This is a genomic window from Bifidobacterium subtile (assembly GCF_000741775.1).
Classification (GTDB): domain Bacteria; phylum Actinomycetota; class Actinomycetes; order Actinomycetales; family Bifidobacteriaceae; genus Bifidobacterium; species Bifidobacterium subtile.
Window position 1 is genome coordinate 69,330 of the sequence record NZ_JGZR01000006.1, and the last position, 19,467, is coordinate 88,796.

Genomic DNA, 19,467 nt, shown 5'->3' on the forward strand with positions numbered 1-19,467 from the left:
TGTTGCAAGTGCAGCCCGAGCGCGAGATCTTTGCCTGGGACTGGCTAGGATGGGAGGCATGAGCGATCTGAACGCGTTGAATCTGGAGCCCGGCGAGTTTGTGGGCGGCTACGAGCTGATCTCGCGGCTGGGCGGGGGAGCCATGGGATCCGTCTGGCGGGTGAGCGACGGGGGCGCGCAGATCTATGCGATGAAGATTCTGCGCGACTCCCTCGCTGAAGAGAGTGCGGGCGATGGGATGGAAGCCGGACCGGGCGACGGCGGAAGAGGCAACGGCGGCGGCAATCAGACAGGTTACGGCTCTGGTACCGGCGGGCAAGGGCACGGACTCGGACGCGACCAGCTCACGGCCCGCGAGCGCCTGCGCCGCGAAGCGATGGCGCTGCAGAAGGTGCGGCATCCAGGCGTGTGCGGCATCGTGGATATGGAGCTTGACGACTCGCTGGCCTTCATCGTCACCGAGCTGATCGAGGGCAAGAACCTGCGTCAGGACGTCGCCGCGAATGGCCGCTACACCGGCGATGACTTGGAACGACTGGCTCGCAAGCTCATCGACGCGGTCAAAGCGGTGCATGCCGCGGGCATCGTGCACCGCGACATCAAGCCGACGAATGTGATGGTCTCGGCCAGCGGACCGGTGCTGGTGGATTTCGGCATCGCGATGGGGGCAGGCGAAAGCCATGTGACCCGCACCGGTCTGGTGATGGGCACGCCCGGGTTCATCGCCCCGGAGATCATCGACGGCGCGGAATCCGACGAGGTTACGGACTGGTGGTCGCTCGCCTCGGTGCTGGCGTTCTCGGCCACCGGGCACCCGGTGTTCGGCACGAAGCCGATGATGACCGTGCTGGAGCGCGAGGCCTCCGGCAATGCCAATCTCACCGGGCTGCCGGCAGGCACTATGGCCGCCCTGCGTTCGGCGCTGGATCCGGATCGACGCAAGCGCAATTCACCCGATGCGCTGCTGCGGGCCATCGCGCTCGATGCGCTCAATCCCTTTGCGTGGGAAGATGCGCAAGGGAACCAAACCGGTCAGGCCGGCTCAGTCGGCTTGGCCGGGCAGCCCAATATAGCTGACCAAACCATCGGCAATCCACAGGATGCACATGATGCGCAAGAGGCACCAAGCACATCGGGGCCGCAGGAAAACGGGGCGATGCGCCCTTTTGACCCCAGCGCCGAGGCCGAAACTCGCGTGATGGCACCGGCGGCGGCTAATTTCGACAATCCGCGCTCGCTATGGCCTCAGAACGACGCCGGGACGCAGCTGTTGCAGCCGTTCACAGCCCCAGCCCCAGTCGAGGACGCTGATAACGCGGCAGGACATACGGCAGCAATGCCACAGACCGGTGCAACGACCGGGATGCCGGCGCCCGCGAATCAGACTGGGAGAGCGCCTACTGTTTCGATGCAGGCGCCCGCGAATCAAGGCGGCGCACCGCCTCGCAGCCATGCCGCATGCGACAGCGGATCGCAGCTCCCGCTGCCACAAACTGCGATCCTCCCCTCAGCTGCAGGCGCGACCGCGCCTGCATCGGAATTCGCGCCCATATTCATTCCCCCAGCGGCGAAACCCCTGCCCGCAGCGCCGGCACAGTCGCAAGCGCCCTTGCAAGATCCGGCAGACATCCAGCAAATCCAGCAACCCGTCGTTGCGCCTCTGAACCCCGCAGATATCAAACGCGCTCAGCTGCTTACGTGCGGGCGAGTGGCATTGTGGATGCTCATGATTCCCGTGGGATTGCTGGCCGCTGGAGCGCCCGTCATCGCTTTTCTGGCCGTCTTCGCGCTGCTGTGGATGATGTTCGCAGTCGGCTTCAGCCAGGCGGCGCAGCTGGGCCGTGAAGCCAAACGCGGCGGAATGCGCAAGGGCAGCGATGCCGCGCTGCGCTTGGCCACGCTACCTTGGCATATCGTCAAAGCCTTGCTCGCGGCTCTCGGGCATGCGGCGCTGCTGCTCGCGGCGGCAGCCCTGATCACGGCCGCAGCTGCATTCGTGCTGCCTTTGCCTGTCGCCAGGATCTATCTGCAGCTGCGCGGCTGGACGATTCCCATTGCGCTGCTGACCGGGAGCACTTGGTCGGTGTCCGCCGCGATATTGGGCGTGGCTGGTGCTCTGAGCTGGCTGGCCTCGGCATTCATCACTCGCTCGCCGGGTCTTATCCTCGGAGCCGGCGCCCTGCTTACAGCATCTTCGAAGGCGCCTCCGAAGGCGCGAACGGACCAAACGCGCACGGATCAGCCGCAGCGACCGCCCGAAGGCAACGCAGCGGCAATCGCCGCAGCACCACGCAAAAGCCTTCTAAGAAAGCGCGTTCTTATGCCGATACTCTGGGCGGTCGTGACCCTAACGGCGTTGGCAGTGCTGGCGTCCAACCAGTCGATAGCTTGGGAGCCGCTGACTTCGTTGGCTTCATACGTGTAACGGACTCGTTCATCAGGCAGCTTGCGGTCCGCCCTCCCGCACACAACCTGACAGCTGAACATACAGGGTCGTCCGTTATGATGGGCGGCGAAATCATATGGGAGCGGCCACGCGAGACGCACGGCATCGCATCCACCAGCATGAATATCATCGGCACGAAGGGCAGACATGGCAGGCACGAACAGTCAGGACAGCAAGAACAGGGAGGCCAAGCGTCAGGCACGCGCCGAGCGCAAGGCCGCGACCGCAGCGGCGCAGCAGGCGAAGGCCGAGCAAGCGGCTAAGGAGCGCCGGCAGCAGACGATCATCGGCGCAGTGGTCGTCGCCATCGTCGTGGTGCTTGTCGCGGTCATCGGCGTCGTGGTCTACCACAACGTCAACAAAAGCAACGCCACGAAGAATCTCAGCGTCAATGACGCTTACTCGCAGCTGCAAAAGGTGAAGAGCACGCCGAAAAACGCCAATGACAAGGGCGGCTTCCTGATTTCGAAAGATGGCTACGGCAAGAAGGTGAAAGGCGTGCCGACGGTAGGCGAGTACTTCGACCCGATGTGCCCCGGCTGCGCGAACTTCAACCGCCAGGTCGATCCGACGCTCAAGGCTCTCGTGGATGCCGGGCAGATCAACCTCGAACTGTACCCGATGTCTTTCCTGGACGGCTCCTCCACTGACGAATACTCCAGCCGCGCATCCGGCGCAGTCGCCTACATCGCCAGCCATGACGCCAATCCGGACCATCTCGTTGAATTCCTCGCCAACATCTACGCTACTGATTTCCAGCCCGGGGAGGGCGGGAACTACAAGTCCGTTAGCGACGACGCTCTCAAAGAGCAGGCGCTGAAGGCCGGCGTGCCCAAGTCCGTGGCCGACAAGGCCTTCGGGCGCGACTACCAGGATTGGCTCAACGCGATCAACGTCTACACTCCCAAGCGCCCCGAGCTGTGGAACACCGAGGGGCAAAACAAGGGCGCCATGACCACGCCGACCGTGACGTTCAACGGCAAGGCGCTGAATATGACCAAGGTTTCCAGCTTGGGACTCGACCTGAAGACGGCCGTGCTGGGCTCCATCGGACTGAAGTCGGAGCAGATCGGCCAGGCGGGCCAGCTGCCGTCGATCGGCGAGAGCGGCAAGCCCATTGAACTGGGCTAGCTTGGGCTAGGCTGAACCAGCGCCGAGCCGACGCCAGACTCGGGCTGGAGTATGCCCAGACTCGAGCTACGGCGGCCGGCCACTCAGCTTGACACGCACGGAAGCATCATGTCGAGTAAAGGAGTAGCGTTGTGCCTGAACCTTAGCGGATTAGACACGCGACATACGCTATCGCACATTGAGCGCGGCTGGTATGCTTGTCATTCGTTCCTGTTGGTTGGCTTTCCGATCCATACGTCGGTCTGCGCAGGAGCGGGGCAGGCCTCCTTAGCTCAGATGGCCAGAGCGGCCGCCTTGTAAGCGGCAGGTCGTCGGTTCGATCCCGACAGGAGGCTCGAAATCGTAGGGGATAGCGTAGAGTAGTAATTACGTGTTTTCATACGATTGCAGAATTTACCCTCGAGTAAGGTGTCAGGAGTCTTCCCCCCAACTATTGGACTTCTGACCGATCGGGATGACGCATCCCCAACCAGCGTCATCCCAAGGGGGGCGGGATAAATCCCCTTCTCTCCCGCCCCCTTCTACTTCCTGAAGCGGGTCGCGCATCGTGGCGCGACCCCTCGGAGCATATCGATAACAAACCGGCTGACAGGCAGTCGCAGATACAGCTGAGCCTCAATAGGCGACAAGGCGCATGACGCATGGTCACGCATGGCTAAGCCCTCAGCGAAGCGCCCGCCGACGTCGCGGCAGACTTCGCCAGCTGACTCAGCGCGATCCTCCACGGTCCAACGCGCTCGAACGCCGCCCACCGGACTTTTCGACCCAGCCCAGCACCCCGCCCTCATCCAACGCGCTCCACCCCAAATGTAAGGAAATAGCCGACGCTCGGCGCTTCCTGCTGCCTGCGGGGGCAGACAACGGTAGAATGCAAGCCGTGGCATTGTACGGGACGAATCCGTCTCTCGCACAAGCAAGGGAATGAGGACGATATGGCATATCGGTGGACACCGCGGCGTTTCGTAACGCTCCGGCGCATCCGCATCATCTGCTGCGTGGTATCGCTCGTGCTGGCATCCGGCCTCAGCTTCGGCCTTGCGGCGCGCAAAACCGTCGCCATGAGCATCAATGGCGAGACCCGCACCGTCAGCACCTATGCGATGAGCGTGGACAGGCTGCTGCAGGAGCAGCACGTGGACGTCAAAACCCACGATCTGGTGCAGTCCACCTCAGGCAAGGACCTCAAGAACCATGCCGTGGTCACCGTGCGCAGCGCCTATCAGACCACGATCTCGATCAACGGCAAGGAAGTTCCCTTCTGGACGGTGGCCACAAGCGCTGAACAGCTGCTGGGATTCTTCGCTGAGAACGAACATCAGGCCGCCAAGGTCACCGTCGACATCGGCAATATCTACAACAAGCTGACCGGCGGGCTGGTCATCAACGCCAAAGGCCCGGTCACCGTCATCGCGGACGGCAAGACCTCGCAGGCGCCGGATGGCAGGCTTCCGGCCGCGTCGATCCTCGATTCCAAGGGCATCGTGCCCGGCAAGGAGGATCGCGTCAGCGTCGAGAAGAACGGCGGCGAGACCATATTGCGCGTGCGGCGCGTCACCCACGGCGAGCAGACGCGCACCATCGCCATTCCCTTCGGCACTCAGACCGTCATCGACCCATCGCTCGAACCCGGCCAGACCGCAGTCCGGCAGGAGGGTGAAAACGGGGAGCGCCAGGATGTGGTTGACGTCACCTACGTCGACGGCACGGCGGAAGGCGAAACCGTGCAGTCGCAGACGACCACGAAAATCGCGCTTGACCGCATCGTCGCCATCGGACCGGACAAGCCCAGCACCCCCAAGGATGCCGGCAAGAACGACGGCAGCAGCACATCGGATTCCGAATCGAACGATGACAGCAAAGCCAATGGGGATGCCGCCAAGAACGACGACGGCAGCGACTCAGGCCAGCAGCCGGACGCCACGCCGAGCCGGACCGCCACGCCATCTGCGCCTTCCAAGCCCGCGCAGACAGCCCAGCCGAGCCAACCAGCGCAGCCCTCGCAACCGGCAGCCCCCCAACCTGCTCCGACGCCGACGCCCGCCCCTGCCCCGGCACCTAAGCCGGACCCCGTTCCGGCTCCCGTCCAGCCCAGCGGACTGTGGCATCCCTCTGCGGCCCAGGCGCAGGCCTATGCGGCCGGCGCAGCGGCGCAGTACGGGTGGACCGGCCAGCAGTGGAATGACCTCGTGAGCCTGTGGAACCGGGAATCGAGCTGGCAATGGTATGCGGAGAACAGCTATTCGGGCGCGTACGGTATACCGCAGTCATTGCCCGGCAGCAAAATGGCCGATTTCGGCGCCAATTGGCGTGATGACGCCTCCATTCAGATCAGCTGGGGGCTGAGCTACATCGCAGGACGCTATGGCAATCCCTCCGCGGCTTGGGCGCATTCCAATCAGGTCGGGTGGTACTGATGGCAGCCTCGCCGCAAGAGCAGCAGCCAGTGGCGATGCTGCCTGACAATGCCAACGATGCTAGCGTGCCCCACGACGCTAAAGGTGAAACCCACGACGCCGTCAAAACCGACGGGCTTGACGATGCCAATACTGATGCCAATAATGCCAATGCGGCCGGCCATCTGCTCGGCGCAGCCGACATTCGCCGGATCGCAGCCGAGGCGGGCATAAGCCCAACGAAAAAATACGGGCAGAACTTCGTCATCGACCCAGGAACCGTGCGGCGCATCGTGCGCGAGGCCGGCGTGCGGCCCGGCGATCACGTGCTTGAGGTGGGTCCAGGACTTGGCTCGCTGACTTTGGCGCTGCTTGAAGCCGGTGCCACGGTCCTCGCCGTGGAGATCGACCCGGCGCTGGCAGCACGCCTGCCGCAGACCGTGGCGCGGTTCATGCCGCAGGCGCAGAATCGATTCGCAGTATTGCAACGCGATGCCCTGGCGCTGCAGCCGGACGACCTGCCGGCGCTTGAATCGTGCGAACGCTTCACCCTCGTCGCCAATCTGCCCTATAACGTGGCCACGCCGATTGTGCTCACGCTTTTGGAGCGCTTCGACAAGCTCGACCGTTTCCTTGTCATGGTGCAGAAAGAGGTCGCCGACCGGCTTGCGGCGAAGCCCGGCGGCAAGGTCTACGGCACGCCGAGCGTAAAGCTCGCATGGTACGGCACGGCTGAGCGCGTAGGGCTTGTAGGGCGCAATGTGTTCTGGCCGGCTCCCAACGTCGATTCCGCGCTGGTGGCCTTTACTCGCGCCACCAATCGCCGCAACCGCCTTGACCTTGCCGTCGGGCAGCCTGCATCCGGAGAGCGCGAGCGGGTGTTCCGCCTGATCGATGCCGCGTTCGGCCAGCGCCGCAAGACGCTGCACGCCGCACTGCGCCATGAGGTGCCTGCCGAGGCCTACGCCCGCGCTGGCATTGACCCGACCCGGCGCGGCGAGACGCTGACGATCGAGGAATTCACGAGACTGAGCCAGGCTGCGCAATCCCTTGGAGCGTCAGCCAGTGACGGTACTGTGAATCCAGACGTTGCGCATGCAAACGCTGTGCATGCGCAGAACGCACATACTGTGAACTCAGATATTGGCTTGGAGCAAAGAGGATCAGGGATATGACCGGACCATTCGACGAACGCGAGGCGCGCAGGCAGTACGTCCGCCGCCGTCAGACCATCGTATTCGGCATCGTCTCGACGGTGCTGGTCGCAGTGCTGATCATCGCCATGCTCTTCTACACGCACGTTCTTGGCCATTCGGCCGGCTCGTCGCCGGCGGCGCAGCCCAATTACGGCGTCCAGGCTCCATGCGCGCCGAAGGATCAGGACGGCAACGCCAGCAAGTACGTCGACAATGCGAGCGTGAGCGTGCGGCTGCTCAACGGCACGAAGTTCACCGGGTTCGCCAAGGCCGTCGGCGATGCTCTGGAGAACCGCAATTTCAACGTGACCGCCATCCAAACCTACAACCGCCAGGACGTGGAGCGCACCACCATCTACTTCGGCAAAGGCGCGATTCCGCAGGCGTATACGGTCGGATCAAACTTCACCGATGCCATTCTGAAAATGGACGACCGTCAAGACAAGCTTATCGACGTGGTGCTGGGCGCGACCTTCAACGACTTGCAGGAGCAGAAGAAGGTTCCCGTCTCCGGCGGCAACATCAGCAGCATCAAAGGCTGCGTGCCTGCGGACAAGATGACCAAACTGCCCAAGGCCGGGCAGCACGATCCGGTGCAGTAGCTTTCCGGCAAGGGTCGCGGCGGCCTTTTTCTGTCCATGAGTGTTTCGGTCCGACAGTGTTTCGGTCCGTCAGTGTGACGGCGCTGCACACCGTTCTTCACGACCTTTACGGTTCAGCACCGCGTCATCCGCTTAACGTGGCGGCGCCCACAGCACTGTTCTTCGCGGTCCTTAGGCCGCTCACTTCACCTACGCACCGACGATGCCTGCGGCATCATCCTTCGGCCCATTGGCGGGGCCTCACTTCGCCTACGCGCAGCCCACTGGGCTGCGCGCTTAACGTGGCGGCGCCCGCAGCACCGCCCTTCGCGGCCTTCGCGGCCGCTCACTTCGCCTACGGACAACGCACTGCGTTGTCCGCTTAACGGCTCAGCTGTTCGCCGAACCACCTATGCAATTCCGCCACGGCCGTCTCATGCTCGACCGGGCCGTTATCCAAGCGGTATTCGAGCATATGCTTGTAGGCCTTGCCGACCAGCGGACCGGGCTTGATGCCCAGAATCTCGATGATCTCGTTGCCGTTCACATCCGGCCGGATCGCCTCGAAATCCTCGCGCTCCTTGAGCTCGCGCACGCGCTGCTCCATCTCGTCCATCGCCGCGGAGAACTGCATGGCCTTGCGCTTGTTCTGCGTGGTCGCGTCGGCGCGGGTCAGGCGGTTGAGGCGCTCGTACAGGTGCCCGGAGTCCTTCACATAGCGCCGCACGGCAGAGTCGGTCCACGGCTCGTCCACATAGCCGTGGAAACGCAGATGCATATTGACCAGCTCGCTCACATCGTCGATGGTGTGGCGGTCGAAATGCAGCGCTTTGAGCCGTTTGCGCGTCATCTTCGCACCCACCGCATCGTGATGGTGGAAGCTGACCTTGCCGCCCGGCTCATAACGCCGTGTGCGAGGCTTGCCGATGTCATGCAGCAACGCGGCCAGCCGCAGCACCGTGTCGGGCGCGGGCACCGGGCCGTCGGGGCCGGTTTCAAGCTTCACCGCGCGGTCGAGCACTTCTAGGGAATGCTCGAACACGTCCTTGTGTCGGTGATGCTCGTCGATTTCGAGGCGCAACGCCGGGACCTCGGGCAGCACGATGTCGGCCAGCCCCGAGTCCACCAGCGCCTCGACGCCTTCGCGCGGGCGATCGGAGCGCATGAGTTTGACCAATTCGTCGCGCACGCGCTCGGCCGAAACGATGCCGATGCGCTCCGCCATATCGCTGATGGCTTCGGCCGTGCCGGCCTCGATGCGGAAGCCGAGCTGCGCCACGAAGCGCACCGCCCGCATCATGCGCAGCGGATCGTCCTCGAAGGACTGGTACGGGTCCACCGGCGTGCGCAGCAGCCCTTTGGCCAGATCGGCCGCACCGCCGAAAGGGTCCACGAATTCCAGCTCGGGCACCCGCAGCGCCATAGCGTTCACGGTGAAATCTCGGCGCGAAAGATCGCCGTCGAGCGAATCGCCGTAATCGACTTCGGGCTTGCGCGAATCCGAATCATAAGTATCGCTGCGATAAGTCGTGATCTCGGCCTGCACCTCGGTGCCATCCTCGCGCCGACGCATCGCCCCCAGCGTGCCGAATTTGCGGCCCATATCCCAGAATCCGTCGCGGCCCCAATGCCGCAGAATCGGCTCGAACTGCTCAGGACGCGCCGAAGTGCAGAAATCCAAGTCGTGCGAGCGCCGGTGCAGGAGCATATCGCGCACCGGGCCGCCCACCAACGACAGCTCGTAGCCCTGAGCCGCGAACAGACGCCCCAATTCAATGGCTTCAGGCCATACTTCGAAATCCACGCTCATCCTTTTTCCTCGTTCCTACATTTCGCAATCCTTAAGCATACCGTTACCCCACCTGCACATAGCGTTGAGTATGGTGGAAAGCATGATTACACCCGCGGATCTGGTACGCATGCTCGGCCATGCCGCGGATGACCATGCCCAAAACGCGAATCCCGCCGACCGATTGCGCTACACCTCGCAGTCCGCCGAGCTTGGTTCGCCTGCCGATTCCGCGGTTTCTCCCGATCCTGCAGACTTTGCTCAAACCACTGGAGCAATCGCCGGAGCAGCCGAAGAGCCCTTGGCTGCAGGCGAGCAGCCTGGCTCGCCGACCCCCGCGATGATGCCGTCGCACCGCAGCGCCGAGGGGCCGACGACCTTCGCTTCGCTGGATGCGCAGGAGCTTCCGGTAGTGCGCGAGTATTCCGCCGGCGGGCTGGTGTTCGATGAGCTTGACCGCGTGGCCATCATCGCGCGGCATTCGCGCAGCGGGCATCTCGAATGGTGCCTGCCCAAGGGCCATATCGAAAAGGGCGAGACGCCGCGCCAGACGGCTGTGCGCGAGGTGCGCGAGGAGACCGGCATCCTGGGCGAGATCGTGGATTCGATCGCCACCATAGATTACTGGTTCACCGGTACCAATCAGCGCGTGCACAAGCTCGTCCATCATTTCGCGTTACGGCGCATCGACGGGGAGCTGAGCGTCGAAGGCGACCCCGATCACGAAGCCGAAGACGCCATCTGGGTGCGCTTCGAGGATCTGGACAATGTGCTCAGCTATCCTAATGAGCGTAAGATCGCGTGGCTGTATGCCCGAAAACTGAACAGGCAGGCCTGACGTTGAAACAACATGCATGTGGCGCAGCGCGTCCGCATCCCCATACCCGGCGGCCCGGCTGCCGGTGGCGCGGACGCCAGCACCGCCACCGGCAGTCGGGCCGACTCACGGCGCTTTTCGCCGCCATCTTAACCTTGTTGGCGGCTTGCGTCGCCACATCGCCCGCATTCGCACAGACCAGCACGGCTGCCACCAGCCCGGGCGGCAACAGCGCGGATCAAGCGCAAGGGCAAGACGCATCAGGCGTCTCGATCTCCATCGACGCGGCGACGGCAGTGGTGACCGCAAGCTCGGGATACCATCTCAAGGCCACGATCAGCAACGGCACGTCTGCCGCGCTGCCGGAAGGCACCGTCACGCTGTCGACCAATATCTTCTATGGCTTCGTCTCGCGCACCGACATCCAGCAGTGGGCGCAGGGCGAGGCTCCCATTCCCACGCCCGACCAGCTCGGGCAGGCGCATGTCTCCGCGTTGGCGCCCGGCGCGAGCGCCGCAGTCAGCATCGATGTGCCCGCGAATCAGGACCGGCTCAAAGCCATGGTGAACTGGGGACCCAAGCCGCTGCTGCTCGACTATGGCGACGCCAGCGGCACTCAGGCGCAGAGCACGTCCTTTCTGACCCGCTCCCAAGACGGCCTGAACACGGCCGACACGCCTGCCATGGGTCTTACGGTGGCCATGCCACTGACCGGAAGCTGGCAGCTTGACGACAACGCCACGTCCATATTGCTAGCCGGCACCGGGGATGAAGCGGCGAAGATCACGCCGGACAACGCGGTGTCCCTGCGCGGCGGCACGAAGCTGCCGCACGACACCGGGCAGCTGCTCGCCCAGCACCCGATGCTGCAGGCCGTGGCCGACCCGACATATCTCAGGTCGCTGTCCCTGCCGCCGAAAAGCGCCGGCATCATGCAGTCCGGCTACTTCGATATCACCGGTTACGCGGCCGAAGACGATCCGCAGGCCTACACGGATTCCGGCGTCGATACCGCCGCGTGGAACGCGGATGCCGCCACCGCACAGCTGCGCGACGCCTTGGGAGACCAGTCTGCCAGCCAGCCAGCCTATGCATGGCAAGGCGCGGGGCGCTGGACCATGCAGGCGCTGGATCAGGCCAAACGCCAAGGCTTCTCGACCGTCATCGCCAGCAGCGGCTTCGACGACGCGGATGCGGCCACCGTGCACACGGGCAAATACGTCGTGCCGACCGATGATGGCGAGGTGACAGTGCTCGCCGCCCAGCGCGAGCTGAGCAGCCTGGCCCATGGCCATATGTCGAATGCGCACGCGCACGGCGAGTCCAGCGCAGCCGGCCGCATCGCACGCTTCATGGCCCAGAGCGCCTTCTACCAAATGGAGCAGCCCTACACCGCGCGTAATCTGCTCGTCTGTTTCTCCGCCAGCGCTCCGGCCGCTGACTCCAGCGCCTGATGGGCGCGATCGAGCAGGCCTCCTGGCTCAGCCTCACCTCGCTTGACGCGCTGTCCGCCGCCGAACCCTATGCCTCCGGAGACGATGCCGCGTCGATGGTGCCCAGCGACAGCGGCATCTCGCAGCAGAAAATGAAGGCGCTTGACGATACGTTGAGCACCCTGCGCGGCACTCGGGCCGACGCCTCCCGCTTCGCCGCCTCGATTCTCGCCCCGGAAAACTCCGCGCCCGCCAACAGCAACGCTCCTTCGGCAAGCGACGAGGGCAGCCCGCAGGCCTTGGCCCAGCAGGACGCCAACACCAACACCAGCCAAGGCAGCGCCAAGTGGATGTCGAGCGTGATCGCCGTCCACGACCGCCTCGCCCTGCACGCGCTCAGCGGCAGCGCTTCCGTGCGCGAGCTCATGGTCGCAGGAGCGCAATCCTTGGCCGCGAAGCTCCTCGGCGGCGTCACCATCACCCCGACCGAACGCGTGACCGTGGTGAGCGAAACCGCCAGCATGCCCGTCACCATCAGCAACAGCCACCCTTACCCGGTCCGCGTGCGCATTTCGTCATTGACCGATTCGATGGAAATCGTCACCACGCGCTTCTCCGACGTCGATGTGCCGGCGCACGGCAGCACGCAGACGACCTTCACCATCCGCGTCTCGACCTCGGGCAGCGCCACCGCCCATCTGACATTGCTTGACCGCGCCGGCGGCCAGTTCTCCGCCCCGCAGTCCACGCCGATCATCAGCACCTTGCAGATCAGCGACATGAGCGGGTTCGTATTCATCGCCATCGCCATCGCGCTGGGCCTGCTGGGTCTGTGGCGTCAGTTCCACCGCAAGAAAGATCCCGACGAATGAGTTCATCAGTTGGCCGCAACTCACTGATCATGGCGAGCGGAACCGCAGCCTCCCGCCTTACCGGCCAGATACGCACGATCCTGCTCGCCGCGGCCATCGGCACGACGGGCCTGGCAGCCAATGCGTACCAAGCCGGATCGATGATCCCCCAAGTGGTGTTCACGCTGGTCTCCGGCGGCATCTTCAACGCGGTGCTCGTGCCGCAGATCGTGCGCACGCTGCGGCAGGAAGATGCTGAAGACAGGCTCAACAAGCTGATCACCTTCGCCGTCGCACTGCTGCTCGCCGTCACGCTGCTCATGACCGCCGGCACGCCGCTGCTCACGCGGCTCTACGTCGGCGGCGGGTCCGATATGCTCGCCTTGGCCAACGCCTTCACCTTGTGGTGCATGCCGCAGATCTTCTTCTACGGCCTCTATACCGTCGTCGGGCAGATTCTTGCCGCCAAGGACCACTTCGGCACGTATGCGTGGAGCTCGGTGGGCGCGAATATCATCAGCAGCGCCGGCTTCGTGGCGTTTATCGTGCTCTTCGGCCGAGCCGATCGCCGCCCGCTCGACTTCTGGACCACTGGCAAGATCAGCCTGACAGCCGGCGCGTGGACGCTGGGCGTCGCCTTCCAGGCGCTGGTGCTGTTCCTGCCGCTTCGCAAAGCCGGCATTCGATACCGCCCGAGCTGGGGCTTCAAGGGGATCGGCCTGCGCGCGATGGGCCCGGTCGCCGCATGGAGCGTAGGCATCGTGGCCGTCGAGCAGCTCGCCACGATCATCAACACCAATGTCACCACCAGCGCACCGGACCGGGCCGCGCGGCTGCTGGGGCTCAGCCAGTTCGACGTAGCCGGCAACGCCAGCTACCAGAACGCCTACACGATTTACATACTGCCGTATTCGCTTATCGCCGTCTCGGTGGCCACGGCCATATTCCCGCACATCTCGAAGGCGGTCGCCGCCTCCGACATCGCGTCGGCCCGCGACAACCTCAGCCAGTCGCTGCGCAATGTCGGGCTGATGATGTGCTTCTTCACGGCGGTGTTTCTGGTGATGCCCACGCCGATCACGCTGGCGCTGCTGCCTTCCGTGAGCGTGCATGAAGCGGCGCTGATGGCGGGCCCGCTGATGGCGCTGGCCGCCAATCTGCCCATGGCGGGCGCCTATCTCATCATCCAGCGCACCTTCTATGCCTTCGAGGACGGCAAGCACCCCTTCCTGTTCATCGCGCTGCAGTCCGGCCTTCAGCTTGTCGTGCTGTTCGCGGGCGTGCTGCTGCTTTCGCCGGTTCATTGGGCGACGCTGTTGGGCGCATCGATTTCAGTCGGCTATGTGCTGGCTTTCCCGATTCTGGCCCGCATGCTGCGCAAGCGCTTCGGCGGCGCTATGGACGGCCGCCGCATCACCCTCACTTATGTCAAGGCGCTCATCGCCGGCGTGGTGGCGGTTGTGGTCGGCTGGCGGATGAGCCAACCGGTCTACGCGTTGGTCGGGGCGCATATGAGCGGCACGGCTTTCGGCGGGGCATGTGGGGCGAACGGCGCAGGCGACAGCATGACCTGGCTGCAGTCCATCGCGGTGTGCTTCGTGCTCGGCGTGCTGGTGAGCGCGCTGTATGCGATTGTGCTGTGGCTGCTGCGCACGCAGGAATTCATGGCGATGGCCGGCGCTCTCGTCGGCCGCCTTACCCGCCGCGCACGCAAGGCTCCAGCTGGGCCAGCCGGCCCGGCCGGTCCGCGTTCAAGCTCCGCGTCACGTTCCAGCGCCGTCCCGCGTACGCAGTCAGGAGCGCAGCCCAGCCAGCTGCCAGACCCGCGGTTCAGCGCCAAACCAGCTGACCGCGCCCGCGTCGTCAGCGCCGTCGCACCGGCTTCCACGATGGTGCCGCCGCCGATGTTCGACCCCGTGGCGCATGAACTGGTCAGCCGTGATTCCGGCCCGGCCAGCACCCAGATCTCGGCTATCCCCACCGGTAGAATATCCACAGCGCCGCAAACGCCAGCGCTGACGCCGCGCCATGGAGTTGAAGGAATTATGAAGCCTGAATTGGGAGATGTTGTCATCAACCGTTACACCTTGGTTTCGCTGTTGCGCGACGAACCGGGGCTGCAGGTTTGGAAGGCGAATGACCGTGCGCTGGCCCGCGATTGCCAGCTATTCATCGTCAATGACGCCGAGGCCATCGATCAGGTCAACGCCATCGCTTCTTCGCTGGTGCTCTCGAAGAACCCTCATGTCACGCCCGTGCTGCAGCTGCAGCAACGCGACGGCGTGGCCATCGTTGTCACCCAGCTGGACGCGGGATCGGCGTTAGGAGAGTACTGCCAAGGGCGTTCTGACCGCATGCTTGGCTTCGCTGCGATGCGCTCGATTCTTGGCGAGGCCGCGCAAACCGCCCAGCAGCTGCTCGCCGGCGGCATGGAGCGTCTCGTGCTGGACACCACCACCATACGCATCACCTCGCAGGGCATCCAGCTCGCCGACGTGCCTTTCGGGCCCGTTATGGCCGATGTCATTGCGCCGCCGAACGGCATCCACGGCGAACAGCTCGCGACCTGGCAGCTTGCGGCAGTGCTGTATGCAATGCTCACCGAAACTCCTTCGGGTCGGATCTCAGGATTCAACGCCGACCATATCCCGCAGGATGCTCCGGACGAATTCGCGCTCATCTGCAAGCGCGGCCTCCACTTGCGCGATGAAGGCGAAGGACACGCCATCCCGATGGTGACGCTGGCCGAGTTCTCCGCTCTGCTGGGCGATTGGAAGCCCGTAAGCCAGCTGACGCCTTTGGACCTGAGCAAACCCGCGGCGGACAGCCCCGCCTCCATCACGGTCGCGCCGCTGGTCACCGGCGGCGCCAGACGCCTGCTGGAGATTCCGGATACGATTTTCACCAGCATGCGCAAACGGTACGATGCCTCGCCCGACGTTAGCGGGGCTGCTGGCGCCGACGCCGAAGGCGCGAACCCTGAAGCCGCCGCCAAGACTGCTGGACTCACCGCCTTGGGCAGCGGGCTGAAGTCCCTGTGGGGCAAGGGCAGGCCCGCTCCCGGCTCAGCCGGGCAGGCAGCTGGCGAAGGCTTGGACTTGGAAGGCGGCGAGGTGCCGGACTTCCGCGATGTGGCAGCCAGCGAAATGGCCGAAATCATCGCCCCGGACGAACCCGACTACGGCACGCTGTTCTCCAGCTTCGATTTCAACGCGGAGCAGGGCAATGGCGACGACAGCGGCACAGGGCCCATGCAGTTCGATTTCTCCACGCAGATCATGAATCCTGTGGGCTTCGAGGAGAGTCCGGCAACCGGCTCCTTCGAGGCGACCGGGCGCATCCCCGTCATCGACGGCGACGGCAATCAAGTCGCTCCGGGGGCGGAATCCCAGCGCGCGCTTGCAGCTGAACAGGCCCAGCGAGACGCCGTGGCAGCGGTGGCCTTGCCGCCGAGCTTCACTCCCACGGCCCATGATGCGACGCAGCCGGCGAAGCCGTTGAAAACCGCTGGGGCAGCCGCCGCAGCAGAAGCGCCGAACCCAACTGGCCCAACTGGCCCGTCGAACCCGACCGGAGACGACGAGGATATCGCCGATGCGCCGCTGTTCGGGCGCATCACGACCAAAGTCGTCGCAATCGTGGTCGTGGCCATCATCGTCATCACCGCGCTCAGCCTGGCTATGCACGGCCTGCTCAACCGCAACTCCTCCACCGGGGGAGACGGCAGCCAGACGAACTCGTGGCCCACCACCGATCTCAATGATGTGCCGTTCGGCGACAGCACCAGCAGCCCGGCCGACAACCCTAGCGCCACGGCCGACGCCAGCAAGCAGAGCGCCAGCCCCAAGGCAAGCTCCCCAGCCGCAAAGAGCGCTAGCCCCAAGGCCACGAAGAAGCCGACCCAACCCAGCGTCATCACCGCCGACAAGAACGCCAGGCAGGTGCCTGCTCCCAAGGTGCCGCAGAACAATACGCCCTTCGATATCGACAAGCAGGAGTTCCTCACCAACCCCGGCGGGCAGCGCGGATACGCCTACTACATGCATCTGAGCCAGCCTCAGGACGCCTACCGCTTCGTCATCAAGATCCGTTCCTCAGGCGGCACGGGGTATCTGCGCGCCAACGCCACGACCAACCCGACGCAGGGCGAGCAGGTCGCCCAGTTCTCCTTCGACGCCAGCGGCACCACGGATGTGAAGTTCAGCAAGCCGACCAACGCGCAGGACTTTCTGCTCTGGGTTCCCTTCGACAGCCTTCCCGGCAGCCAGCTCTACATCGATTCCGTGCAGATCTACTAGCCGTTGGACGCGGCATGGGCCGTTACGCAGCCCGCTCACAGCGTCCCCGTCCCCAGCCGCCCCCTTCGCCCCAGCGAGACCCAGCATCCGCTTTGTAGCGCTATCTTCGGCCTGACGCTACAATCCTGCCGCTAAGGGCGCGTTAGCGTCCGGATTGTAGCGCTAACCCGCTGCTACCGCTACAATCCGGACGCTAAGCCACATCGGCACGCAGGTCACCCAGATCCTTGATGGCCCAGCGGTTCATGGCGCTGTGCTCGCCGCCGGGCAGCGGTCCATCCAGGAATGCAAAGCCATAGCTGCGATAGAGTGCTCCGGCGATCCCAAGCACGCTGTGGGTTTCGAGGTAGCAGCGGTCAAAATATTGCGCGGCAAACGGCAGCGCCGTGTCGATCAGCGCCTTGGAGTAGCCGCGGCTCCGGTACGCGGCATCGACATACAGCTTCTGCAGCTCGCAGACGCCCTCGGACCCCACGACCGGCGCGATGCCCACGCCGCCGACAACCCGGTTGTCTTCCTCGGCCACCCAGTAATGCCGGTCCTCCCGCTCGCCATAGTATTCGGCGAGCCGGTCGAGCTGCGGGTCGAAATACGCGGTCCCCGGAATATCAAGGCCTGCCGCATGCAGGCTAGTCCTGACAAGCACGGCGACGGCCGCATCGTCGGCGGCTTCGATGGAGCGAATTCTCATACCACGGCATCCTACCTGATCCCCGTCATCCTGCGCTGGCCAAGCCAAAAACGGCTAGCGGATGCCTGACATCATGAAGCTGCTGACGAATTGCCGCTGGAAGATGAAGAACGCAACCAAGAGCGGCGCGATCACCAGCAGGGTCGCTGCGGAAAGCTGGCCCCATTGCGCACTGCTTTCTGTCGTCTTGGCGAACAACGACATGCCGAGGGAAAGCGGGCGGTTGCTTGGCGAGTTCGTGACGACCAGCGGCCACAGGAAATTGCTCCATTGGTGGCTGACCGAAACCAGTCCGAACGCCACATACGTCGGTTTGGCCAACGGCACATAGAAATGCCAGATGACCTGCAGCGTGTTGCAGCCGTCCAGCCGCGCCGCCTCCTCAAGCTCCATGGGCACGCCTTGGAAGGTCTGGCGCAGCAGGAACACGCCGAATGCCGAAAAGAAATACGGAATCATGATACCGAGCATGGTATCTACCAGGCCGAGGTTGGCCACGGTCTGGTAGTTCTGGAATATCAGCACCTCGTTGGGAATCATGATCTGCAGCAGATACAGCACGAACAGCAGATTCTTGAACCGAAAATCCAGCCGCGCGAAGGCGTACGCCGCCAAGGTGCTGGTCACTACCTGCACCGCCAGCACGCCAAGCGCTATGAGAATCGTGTTGAGATAGTACCGAGGGAACGGAGCGGCATGCCACGCCGACAGGAAGTTGGCGATGGAATAGCCGTCGGCGCCATCGGTGCGCAGCGAGCGCCACACCACCCACACGAGCGGGATGACCCACAATGCGGCGAACAGCCAAGTGCCGATGGTCTTGGCTCGCCGTGCAGCCACGCTCTCAAGATTCATGATGATTCCTCTCCGTCATTTCTTCTCCATCAAGGACAGCTGCGCGCCGAATACGATGAGCAGCACGAGCAGCAGGCACGCCGTGACGGTTGTGGCCTTACTTGCGTCGACGAACTGGAAAGACGCCTGGTAGATGTAGTACAGCAGCGACGTGCTGGCGTTGTTCGGACCGCCTTGGGTCATCACGATGAGGTGATCGATCAGGTGGAAGGCGTCGGCGGTCGACATCACCAGGCAGAACAACGTTGTGGGCATGACCAGCGGGAAGGTCATATTCCAGAACAGCTTCCACCCGTGGGCACCGTCGAGCGCCGCCGCTTCGAACACGTCCTGCGGCAGATTCTTGAGCGCCGCGAGGAAGAACACCATGTAGAAGCTCGCGTCCTTCCACACCAGCATGACGATAAGCGCCACCTTCACGGTTGCCCCGCTGCTGAGCAGGCTCTCATTGCCCATGTGAAGAACCGAAAGCAGCCAGGTGATGATGCCTTCCGACGAGTAAAGATACAGCCAGATATTGGCCACGGCCACCAAGGGCAGAATCACTGGGTAGAAGAACAGGGAGCGCACCGCCGAATTGCCCTTGAACACCCGATTGATCATCATGGCCATCACCATGGCCAGCGCCACGCTGCACGGCACGATGCCGACGACGTAGATCGCCGAATTGCCCAAGGCCTTCCAGAACACCTGATCCGAGGCAAGCGCCTGATAGTTGGCGGCGCCCACGAACTGCGGAGCAGGCAGGCCCGGGTCATCGAGGTAGAGGCTTTGGCGAAGCGTCTGGCCGATGGGGAAAATCGTGAACACTGCCAGCAGCGCGAACGAGGGCAGTAGGAGCGCACATGCGGTGAACCCTGTTCTGGCTCGGGCATGGCTGATGCCCTGTCCCTTGCGCCGGCCAATCCTGCGGCCCTGACGGGTGATCTCACGTTCCACGCCGTTTTCCTTTCCTCTGGCGATGCCGATAACAGCTGGTAGCATGC

The 19,467-nt window shown here is 64.0% G+C and carries 12 protein-coding genes, 1 tRNA gene and 1 pseudogene; 10 read left to right on the plus strand and 4 right to left on the minus strand.

Annotation, left to right across the window (positions count from 1 at the left end):
* Positions 1–49: 49 nt before the first annotated feature.
* The 6 genes and pseudogenes from BISU_RS04885 (at position 50) to BISU_RS04910 (ending at position 7,768) form a co-directional block, all read left to right on the plus strand.
* A complete protein-coding gene (locus BISU_RS04885; protein WP_024464462.1) occupies positions 50–2,425 on the plus strand; it encodes a serine/threonine-protein kinase in 2,376 nt (791 codons plus the stop codon).
* Positions 2,426–2,593: 168 nt separating this feature from the next.
* On the plus strand, positions 2,594–3,577 hold the full coding sequence (locus BISU_RS04890; protein ID WP_024464461.1) for a DsbA family protein: 984 nt from the start codon (positions 2,594–2,596) through the stop codon (positions 3,575–3,577).
* Positions 3,578–3,838: 261 nt separating this feature from the next.
* Positions 3,839–3,912, plus strand: a tRNA-Thr gene (locus BISU_RS04895).
* 597 nt (positions 3,913–4,509) lie between these two features.
* The gene (locus BISU_RS04900; RefSeq protein WP_024464460.1) at positions 4,510–5,991 is read left to right on the plus strand and encodes an aggregation-promoting factor C-terminal-like domain-containing protein; all 1,482 of its coding nucleotides are present in this window, start codon (positions 4,510–4,512) and stop codon (positions 5,989–5,991) included.
* Positions 5,982–7,025, plus strand: a pseudogene (gene rsmA / locus BISU_RS04905) (16S rRNA (adenine(1518)-N(6)/adenine(1519)-N(6))-dimethyltransferase RsmA); the annotation flags it as partial. The gene BISU_RS04900 and the pseudogene rsmA, both read left to right, overlap by 10 nt.
* Positions 7,026–7,141: 116 nt before the next feature.
* Positions 7,142–7,768, plus strand: coding sequence for a LytR C-terminal domain-containing protein (locus BISU_RS04910; protein ID WP_024464458.1), 627 nt, complete (start codon positions 7,142–7,144; stop codon positions 7,766–7,768).
* Positions 7,769–8,129: 361 nt separating this feature from the next.
* Here BISU_RS04910 and BISU_RS04915 read toward each other — a convergent pair whose 3' ends face one another.
* Entirely contained in the window at positions 8,130–9,551 is a 1,422-nt protein-coding gene (locus BISU_RS04915) for a CCA tRNA nucleotidyltransferase (protein ID WP_024464457.1), read from the minus strand.
* An 88-nt stretch (positions 9,552–9,639) separates the two neighbouring features.
* Between BISU_RS04915 and BISU_RS04920 the strand changes: the two genes are divergently transcribed.
* From BISU_RS04920 to BISU_RS13165, 4 genes are all read left to right on the plus strand, one after another.
* On the plus strand, positions 9,640–10,374 hold the full coding sequence (locus BISU_RS04920) for an NUDIX hydrolase (protein ID WP_024464456.1): 735 nt from the start codon (positions 9,640–9,642) through the stop codon (positions 10,372–10,374).
* A gap of 137 nt (positions 10,375–10,511) precedes the next feature.
* Positions 10,512–11,807 carry a DUF6049 family protein gene (locus BISU_RS13325; RefSeq protein WP_051922002.1) on the plus strand — a complete coding sequence of 432 codons (1,296 nt, stop codon included), beginning with the start codon at positions 10,512–10,514 and terminating at the stop codon, positions 11,805–11,807.
* On the plus strand, positions 11,807–12,658 hold the full coding sequence (locus tag BISU_RS13330; protein WP_051922003.1) for a DUF6049 family protein: 852 nt from the start codon (positions 11,807–11,809) through the stop codon (positions 12,656–12,658). The genes BISU_RS13325 and BISU_RS13330 overlap by 1 nt, the downstream gene beginning before the upstream one ends.
* Positions 12,655–16,935: a murein biosynthesis integral membrane protein MurJ gene (locus tag BISU_RS13165; protein WP_024464454.1), complete on the plus strand. Its 4,281-nt coding sequence runs from the start codon at positions 12,655–12,657 to the stop codon at positions 16,933–16,935. Before BISU_RS13330 ends, BISU_RS13165 begins: the two co-directional genes overlap by 4 nt.
* A gap of 193 nt (positions 16,936–17,128) precedes the next feature.
* Here BISU_RS13165 and BISU_RS04935 read toward each other — a convergent pair whose 3' ends face one another.
* From BISU_RS04935 to BISU_RS04945, 3 genes are read right to left on the minus strand one after another with little or no spacing between them, the layout of a single operon-like run.
* A complete protein-coding gene (locus BISU_RS04935; protein WP_024464453.1) occupies positions 17,129–17,626 on the minus strand; it encodes a GNAT family N-acetyltransferase in 498 nt (165 codons plus the stop codon).
* Positions 17,627–17,680: 54 nt separating this feature from the next.
* Positions 17,681–18,481, minus strand: coding sequence for a carbohydrate ABC transporter permease (locus BISU_RS04940; RefSeq protein ID WP_024464452.1), 801 nt, complete (start codon positions 18,479–18,481; stop codon positions 17,681–17,683).
* A gap of 15 nt (positions 18,482–18,496) precedes the next feature.
* Positions 18,497–19,420, minus strand: a complete 924-nt coding sequence (locus BISU_RS04945) for a carbohydrate ABC transporter permease (RefSeq protein WP_024464451.1) — start codon at positions 19,418–19,420, stop codon at positions 18,497–18,499.
* Between the last annotated feature and the right edge of the window lie 47 nt (positions 19,421–19,467).